Genomic DNA, 8,489 nt, shown 5'->3' with positions numbered 1-8,489 from the left:
CGAAAACGAAGTCTCGACCTGTCTGGGTGGCGGAATTGCAGTTCCGCACGGGGAGATCGATGACGCCGACGGGATGCTCGGCGTGATGGCGATCAGCCGCGACGGTCTCGGGTTCGAGACGCCCGATTCTGAACCGGTGCATTGCATGGTGCTGCTTGCGACGCCGCGCGGCGAGCGGGATCGGCATCTGGAAGTGCTGGCGGCACTCGCGCGAACGATCGGTGGCGATCCCGTAATCCAGCAGCAGTTATTCTCGGCGCGCAGCGCAGCTCACGCCTACGAGATTCTCCACGGCGAGGCCACCGAGGATTTCAACTACTTCCTGGAAGATCACTCCAGGTCCAGCGTCTGATCCGAATGGAAAGTCCGCGGTCGCCGGTCCGGAATCCGACCCGGCAACCGCGGTGTCGAGCGACTAGTAGCGACCGCGGCCGCCACCACCGCCGCCGCCGCCACCACCACCGCCACGCGGTTGGCGTTCATTCGCTTCGTTGACGCGCAGAGCGCGTCCGCCCATGTCTTGCCCGTCCAGCGCTTGTTGCGCCGCACTCGCGCCGGAATCCTCTGCGAATTCGACGAATGCAAAACCGCGCGGGCGGCCTGTTTCGCGATCAGTAATGACATTGACCGATTCAAGTTCCCCATGGGCACTGAACAGGTCTCGGAGTTCGTCCTCCGTCGCGGAGAACGGGATATTGCCTACGTACAGCTTCTTGGCCAAAAACACACCCTCGTCGCGTCTATGTCGCTGTAACCAGGCGCGACCAATGCCGAGTTCGAACCGGACCGTCCGGTGCCGAGTCTCATGCAAAAACAAACAACCGCCGAACACCGGCCAGATTACCGGATACATGGAGGGAAAGGCAGACGGGGATGCGGGGGGAGAGGAATCGGCAGTGTGCAAGAGGAGCCCTTCGTCCGCGAGGATAACAGAAAAGCCGATCCCGCAACCGGGTTTCCTGAGCCGGATCCGAGCCGAAAAGAGCCTGCTAGCCCTGATCCGTCGTACCGCCTCGCGAGCCGAAGGCGGTTTTCGCCGAGGCAGTATGACGGATCAGGGCTAGACGCCTCTCCTGCCGTTTCAGAGGTTGTAGCCGGTTTCCTCGTGCTGTGAGATGTCCAGCCCGCGGGTTTCATCCTGCTCATCGACCCGTAGACCGAGCACGGCGTCCACGATTTTCAGGATCGCGTAGGACGCCACGACCGTGTACACGATCGTGATCAGCGCAGCCGTAAATTGCGCAGCGAACTGCGCCCCGATATCGAGATCACCCTGGTTCCCTCCGAAAGAAGCCGAGGCCAGGAAGGCGACCATGATCGTGCCGATGAACCCGCCGACGCCGTGAACACCGAAAACGTCGAGGGAATCGTCGTAGCCAAAGCGGCGTTTGATCGAGGTCGAAGCCCACCAGCACAGGCCGCCCGATGTGACTCCGATCAGCGCCGCGCCCATCGGTCCGATGAAGCCCGATGCAGGCGTAACTGCTGCCAAACCCGCAACGGCACCCGTCGCCAGACCCAGAACGCTGGGATTTCCGTAGCGAATCCACTCGATGACCATCCAGGTCAGGGCGGCTGCCGATGCTGAAGTATGCGTCGCGATCAACGCCATGGCGGCATCGCCGTTGGCGGCCAGCGCACTGCCCGCGTTGAATCCGTACCAGCCAACCCAGAGCATTCCCGTGCCGGTTACCGTCATGGTCAGGTTGTGTGGGGGCATTGCGGTCTTCGGGTATCCGCTGCGCGGTCCGATTACGATGCAAGCCACCAGGGCTGCGACACCCGCGGTGATGTGCACCACGATGCCGCCCGCGAAGTCGAATACCCCCATATCACCGAAAAAGCTGCCCGCGCCTCCCCATGTCATGTGGCAGATCGGCAGATACACGACGACCAGCCAGATGCCGGAGAAGGCGAGCATGGCCGAGAACTTCATGCGCTCGGCGAAAGCGCCGACGATCAGGCCCGGTGTGATGATGGCGAAGGTCATCTGAAACGCGAAGAAGAGCGATTCGGGAATCGATCCCGACAAACTGCTTCCATCCACTCCCGCCAGGAACGCGCGGTTCAATCCTCCGACCAGCGAGTTGAGGCCAAAAACGCCCTCCTGCATGCCAGTACTGTCGAAGGCCACGCTATAGCCGAAGAACAGCCAGAGGATGGATACGAGTGCTGTGATGGCAAAGCACTGCATCAGAACCGAGAGCACGTTCTTGGAACGCACCAGACCTCCGTAGAAGAGCGCCAAACCGGGAATCGTCATGAATAGCACCAGAGCGGTGGCCACCAGAATCCAGGCGGTATCGCCACTATTCAGTTCATCCGCGGCAGTAGCGACGGACGGCATTGCGGTCAGGCCGCATAAGATCATCGAGGAGATCATGCGTGAATTCGTCATGAGGATTTCCCTTCCGTGCGGCGTTATACCTGATCTGGTCCCGAAAGAGGAAGTGGGAATCCGGGACCCGCTGGCGGGGGGCTCTGCTACCCTGCCAGCGATGGCGTGTGAGACAGGACCGAACGATCGACTCGCGTCTCGGCTCGCTCGGACCGGGGCAGAGATGCGCAATGCATTGCCCGCTGTATTCCGGGGAACGGCTTCTGCTCGCGAGTACGCGCTCCTGTATCTCTCGCTTCTGCTCGGCTACGTGGCCTATCAAGCCTTCAGCTGGCCGATCATCGCGGTGGATACCGACCTCTGGTACCACCTGAATGCCGGTCGCTTCATTGTGCAAAACGGAGCCCTGCCGCGAAGCGCGTTTTTCTCCTTCCTGGAGCCGAGCCCGCACTGGCTGGACTACTACTGGTTGTCGCAGGTGCTGTTCAACGCCGTCCACGCGCTGGCGGGATATCCCGGACTGATTGCCCTGCGCGCGCTGGTCCTCTTGGGTACGCTGGGTCTGAGCCTGGCGTTGCTGCGCTGTGGACGTGCTCGCGGCGGGCTGGCGTCTGGTGCGTTCATCTTTACGCTCGTCGCACTCTTCCTGATTCCTCGCTTCAATGCGATCCGCCCGCATGATTTCAGCTATCTGATGATCGCTCTTTGTCTCTTTCTCCTGGAGACCCGTCGTCAACTCTGGCTATTGCCGATCGCATCTCTGGTCTGGGTGAATCTGCACGGTGTCGAGTACCCGGTCATGGTGCTGATCGTCGGGGCCTACCTGGGTGGCTGGCTGCTCGATCGAATGCGGGGTACGAAACTCGAAGGCGAGATCGCCACCCGCGACCTGGGCTTTGCCGGGCTCGCGATCGCTTGCGTGCTGCTGACGCCGCACGGGTTCGCACTGATTCTCTCGCCATTTACGGATACGACGTTTGCATCGCAGTACATAGAAGAACTGCGACCTACGGACCTGGGTTCACTCGCCTCGTTCAAAATCGAGAATCTGCTCGTGAGTCGCGAAACCCTCTTGAGTGCTCTGCTGGCGCTTTCGGCTGTGGCGGTTGTGCGCAATGCGATGCGCGGTGGGTTGCGACCGAGTCACCTGATTCTGTGGGTCGGGGGAGTTTTTCTGCTCTTGCGTATGCGTCGTTTCTCCAGCGAGTTCGTGTTGCTTGCACTGCCGATGCTCGCGAGTCTGCGAGCACCTTCGGCGGGCACTTCCACGTCGCCCAGTCTATTGCTCGTTGGATTGTTCGCGCTGCTCGCGCTCCTGCCCTTTCGCTACGTGCGGGGCTTCTTCGACACAGGCTGCTCCTTCCCGCTCTGCTCGCGTTCGCTGCCCAGCGGTGTCGTGGCCTTTCTAGATCGAGTGGGGGCGCGAGGCGATGTGCTGCATCACCCCAATGACGGCGGCTATCTGGAGTGGAGGCTGTTTCCCCGGCAGAAGCTATTCGTCGACATGCAGACACCGTTTCTGTTCAGCGACGCGGCCGTGTTTGCCGCCGATCAGAGTTTTCAGGATCCAGTCGCTCTGGCCGACACACTGACTCGCTATCGACCGGGCTTTGTCGTTGCCCCAAGGCGTCTGACGCACTTTGGCCGGATGATCGACAGGTATCCGAATTACGTGCCGGTTTTCGTCGATGACGAAGCTGTACTCTTCGCCGACGGAAACGCTCGATCGGATCTGGTAGAGCAGTTTGGGCTGCAAGCCATCGATCCGTTTCGGCTTGAGGTAAAACCGAGCGACGATCCGTCCCGCTGGGCACGGGCGCTCGAAGAGTTGCAGCTCGTGAACCAGATCCATCCCGAAGCCGTGCGCACCGCGATCTTCGAAGGAGCACTGGCTCTCCGGTCCGGTGACGCGGAAACGGCTCTGGCGAGAGCTGACGGGGTGATCGCCTTGCAGTCGACGCGTCCCGAGGGGTACCGCTTGCGCGGTGACGCGCTGTTCCAGACCGGCCGAATAGCGGAAGCGAGCCACGCGTACGAGTTGGCGCTGGACGAGTTGCGCGGCGAGACGCCGCCGGTCGAGCGCCAGCGCAACTACGTGAATCGACGGCTCTTTGCCTGTTACACGAAGCTTGGAAAGCCGGAGCCAGCCTATCGCGCCCTGAAAAGAGCCGTTCCCGACGTCTATTCTGCCTCGGTCGACTTCCGGCAGTTGTTTTCGCTGGCCAATGCGGCGCGCGAAGTCGGCCAGATCGCGGAAGCGCGAACGCTGCTGGAGTTTGCGCTACTCAAGACACCGGCGGGCGCTAGCGAATTTCGCGCCCGCATTCGGGCGGCACACGCCGAACTGGAAGACGATCAGTTCGGCGAGTAGACCATCGGGATGCCGTTGTTTCCGGCCGGGATGTAGACGGTCGTATGGTTGGGCGACTCGGCCATCTTCAACTGCGCCTGGATGGCCTCGTGTTGCAGGTAGTTCCGCGAGAGTGTCGTGTTGATGATGCGCTGCGCCTCGGCGATGCCCTTGGCTTCTTCCACGCGGATCTCCGCATCGCGCTGAGCGATCAGTTTCTGCGTCGCCTTTTCTTCGAGTAGTTGCGATGCGGCGAGCTTGGCTTCAACCGCCGCAGCAACGCTGGTTGGGTAGTTGATATTGCCCACGACCAGACTCACGAGTCGGAAAGGCGATCCCTTCAGGTGATGTTCCAGTCTCTGCCGGACTTCATCTGCCACCTTCGAGCGATGGGCCTTTACCTCGCGGCTGTCGTACTGCTGCACAGCCTCGCGGACGAAGGTGCGAAAAGGCTCTCTCGCGAAACGCTCGTACCACTCCAGGCCCCCATACTTCAGGATGACGTCCTCGACGCTATTCTCCGAAACGCTGACGATGGCGTGGAAGCGAAAGCCGATGTTCAGGTCGTCCTTAGCCAGGATCTTGAATTCTTCAGTGTAGGTCCTGGGTCGCAGGTCCACGTTGATTATGGAATTTCGAAACAGGGATACTCCGTAGTTGGCCGGACCTTTCACGACCCCGCGAAATCCTCCCTTGCCGAAGAAACGCGGTTGTTCAAAGACATAACCTTCGTAGCCAGCGGGTGTGGACGGGTTCGAGCAGGCCGCCAGGATGCTGGACAGCGCGCACAGTACGAGAACGGAAGACATTCGTGTCATCAGGAACCTCACGCCCTACCCATCGGTGCGAACCGCTCGTGCCTGAGTTCTGCGTGGTTTCCGAGGGGAATCCCCGGCGATCTTTCGCCGCCGTGGCACTGGAGTGAGAAACTCGGGCTAGCTGCGCAGCTTGCGGAAATCCGGCGTACGTTTCTGCATGAACGCGCTGATGGCTTCGATGTTCTCGGGTGAACCGGCTTGCGCCATCATGCCCTCGTCTTCCGCCTTGCGCGCAGCTTTGATTCCGGCGCGATGCGCGACCATCAAGGTTCGTTTCGTGGCGCGCAGTGATGAGACCGGATGCTTCGCGATTTCCCGGGCCTTGGCGAGCGCCGCCGTCAGAAGTCCCTCATCGGGGAACGAGCGAGCAGCGATGCCGGTTTCGACGGCGCGCTTCGCGTCGATCCACTCAGCGGTATAGAACAGCTCGGCGGCTCGCTGGGTGCCGATCGCGGCCTGGAGCGTGTAACTGCTGGCCGCTTCGGGCACCAATCCCAGGCTGACGAAGGGCAGGCGAAGTCGCACGCTCTCGCCCACGTAGACGATGTCGCAAGCGAACAGGAACGTCGCGCCGATTCCCACGCCCACGCCGCGGGCCGCGGCCAGAAGGGGCTTGTCGAATGCGAACAGGGCGTCCATACACGCGTAGTAGCCGCTGGCCTGACCGTCTTCGCGCGGTTCGGACGATCCTGCGAAAGCCGTCAGGTCCTGACCCGCCGAGAAATCCTTTCCCGCGCCAGTCACGACCACCACCGCGATGTCGTCGTCCTGCCTCGCATTCTCGAGCGCGCTCGTGAGTGCGTCCCATTGCGGATCGTTGAAGGCGTTCTTCTTGCTCGGGCGGTTCAGCGTCAGAAGCAACACTCCGTCACCGGGCTGTTGCAAAACGGGTTCTTCACTCATCGAGACCTCCGTTGTTCCAACAAGTCTACTCGTCTTCCGGGGCTTCTGCTCTGTCGAGATCGAGCAGATGGGGATCGAGCAGAATGCGTTTGCAGAACACGGACAGGCGATCGCGAACGAGTGCGAAGGAGTCTGAGGGAAACGCGCCCGCCCGCATCGGAGCCCGTCTTACGGGAGAGGCTCTGGACTCCGACGGCGACGGGCGCGTACCCACACAGCATGAAAGGAGCGCAAGAAGAGAGATGACGCGCGAGAGCTTCCGTTTCCGAGGTTGAGCTACAGCATCCGGTCGCGCGTCCAGTTTCAGCATCCGTATCCACAACTCACTCAATGCCCTCGGATAGAGCAAGGCTCATGCCAGGTCGAAAAGCGAGTTGGTGGTGGGCTGGGACGTGGACTCGTCCTTGAGGAGGGGATTGACGGGTCTTTGAGCGGGGATTCAGCGACGCCTGGTGTCAACCCGGAGATACGCTGTCAACTCGAAGTGACGAAGAAGCGGGTTCGCTAGATTTCTCGCAGCCCGTAGGCCTTGATCTTGCGCTGAAGCATCTGGCGGGTGATGCCCAGTGCTGCGGCCGCCTTGGTGGCGTTGCCACCGTGTTGCTGGAGGACGCCCGAGATGTACTCGCGTTCGAAGGCCTGGCGAACGTCGCGCAGTTTGCCGTCGCCCTTGGGCACGGACACCGAAACATCGTTGGGGGCGACGACCTTTTCCGATAGTTGAGGCAGAAAGATCAGGTCGTTCTCCTGGGCCAGTGCGACCGCACGCTCCAGTTCGTTCTCCAGTTCGCGAACATTCCCGGGCCAGGAGTAGCCGGCCAGTTTTTCCATGGCCTCGGGGGAGATTCCGCGTACCGACTTGCCCAGCCGAGCCGTTGCTTTGTGCAGGAGATGGGCAGCCAGTTGCGGGACATCTTCACGGCGATCCCGCAGAGCCGGAACCTTGATCGGAAACACGGCGATCCGGTAGTACAGATCTTGCCGGAAGCGCTTTTCTTCGATCTCTTCGAGGAGATCGCGATTGGTCGCAGATACCACTCGCACGTCAACACTTCGGGGCGTGGTCTCGCCGACTCGTCGGATCTCGCCTTCCTGAAGCGCGCGCAGCAGTTTGACCTGCATTGCGGGTGTTGTCTCGCCGATCTCGTCGAGAAAGATCGTCCCCCCGTTGGCGGCTTCGAACAGGCCCATGCGATCGGAAGTCGAGCCGGTGAAGGAGCCCTTCTTCGAGCCGAAGAGTTCGCTTTCCAGAAGTTCTCCCGGCATGGCGCCACAGTTCACGGTGATGAAGGGCGCTTCCTTGCGGGGCCCGTTGTAGTGGATCGCGCGTGCGATCAATTCCTTGCCCACGCCGGTCTCGCCTTCGACCAGCACCGAAATCGGTGAGGGGATCGCGCTTTCCACGAGATCGAGCACCCGTTTGGTCGCGGCGCTATTGCCCACGATCTCGCTGAAACGCTCGTTGTGCACGCGTTCGCGTTTCAAACCGGCGACTTCGCGTTCCAGGCGTTGCTCCGAGCTGCGTAGTTTGGTGTAGGTCTGTGCGTTTTCCAGCGCGATTGCGAGCGATCCGGAGAGCGCGTCCCAGAAGTCCAGGTCCTGCTCGTCGAATGTGCCGTCGATGCAGTTGACGACTTCGGCGACCCCGATCACGGCCTTTTCACTGCGCAGAGGCACACAAATCAGATCGCGTGTCTGTGTACCGGTGTTCTGGTCGACGCCCGCGTAGAAGCGCTCGTCATTGCTCACGTCGGTGATCAAGACGGACTTGCCATCGCGCAATACGGCGCCCGCGATTCCCTGTGCGATGGGAAACCGCGTCTTCTGTAGGCTCTCTTCGACTTCGGGGAGGGCACCGCGGGCAACGGGGAAGTGGAACTCCTTGCCGTCTTCGCTGACCAGCAGGATGGCTACACCCTCGGCGTTCAGGACTTCCTTCGTGCGCGTGAGGACCAGGTCGAGCAGTTCATTGAGGTCCAGCTTCGAGGAGAACGCGCGGCTCAGCTCCAGGAGCAGCGCGAACTTGCTGGAATCACTTCGCGTGCGCACGGACATCTGGAACCTCTCGTTCAAGTGAAGC

General features: G+C 61.3%; 7 protein-coding genes. 2 read left to right on the top strand and 5 right to left on the bottom strand.

The features are described from left to right. A partial coding sequence (locus GY725_20365) for a PTS sugar transporter subunit IIA (protein MCP4006539.1) occupies positions 1-352 on the top strand: 352 nt, incomplete at its 5' end. Positions 353-415: 63 nt separating this feature from the next. On the opposite strand, the gene GY725_20360 is transcribed toward GY725_20365, so the two are convergent. Continuing rightward, on the bottom strand, positions 416-721 hold the full coding sequence (locus tag GY725_20360) for an RNA-binding protein (protein MCP4006538.1): 306 nt from the start codon (positions 719-721) through the stop codon (positions 416-418). A 360-nt stretch (positions 722-1,081) separates the two neighbouring features. Next, positions 1,082-2,347: an ammonium transporter gene (locus GY725_20355; GenBank protein ID MCP4006537.1), complete on the bottom strand. Its 1,266-nt coding sequence runs from the start codon at positions 2,345-2,347 to the stop codon at positions 1,082-1,084. A gap of 214 nt (positions 2,348-2,561) precedes the next feature. On the opposite strand from GY725_20355, the gene GY725_20350 reads away from it, so the two are divergent. Further along, positions 2,562-4,709 (top strand): tetratricopeptide repeat protein, encoded by a 2,148-nt coding sequence (locus GY725_20350; protein MCP4006536.1) that lies wholly within the window; start codon positions 2,562-2,564, stop codon positions 4,707-4,709. Here the strand turns inward: GY725_20350 and GY725_20345 are convergent. The 3 genes from GY725_20345 to GY725_20335 form a co-directional block, all read right to left on the bottom strand. Beyond that, entirely contained in the window at positions 4,694-5,506 is an 813-nt protein-coding gene (locus tag GY725_20345; protein ID MCP4006535.1) for a hypothetical protein, read from the bottom strand. The two genes, GY725_20350 and GY725_20345, sit on opposite strands and share 16 nt — an antisense overlap. A 117-nt stretch (positions 5,507-5,623) precedes the next feature. Next, positions 5,624-6,409 carry an enoyl-CoA hydratase gene (locus tag GY725_20340; protein ID MCP4006534.1) on the bottom strand — a complete coding sequence of 262 codons (786 nt, stop codon included), beginning with the start codon at positions 6,407-6,409 and terminating at the stop codon, positions 5,624-5,626. A 504-nt stretch (positions 6,410-6,913) separates the two neighbouring features. After that, positions 6,914-8,464, bottom strand: coding sequence for a GAF domain-containing protein (locus GY725_20335; GenBank protein MCP4006533.1), 1,551 nt, complete (start codon positions 8,462-8,464; stop codon positions 6,914-6,916). Between the last annotated feature and the right edge of the window lie 25 nt (positions 8,465-8,489).

This window comes from bacterium, from assembly GCA_024226335.1.
Lineage (GTDB): Bacteria > Myxococcota_A > UBA9160 > SZUA-336 > SZUA-336 > JAAELY01.
The sequence above is the reverse complement of the archived record's forward strand: the minus strand, read 5'-3'. Positions and strand labels throughout refer to the sequence as shown.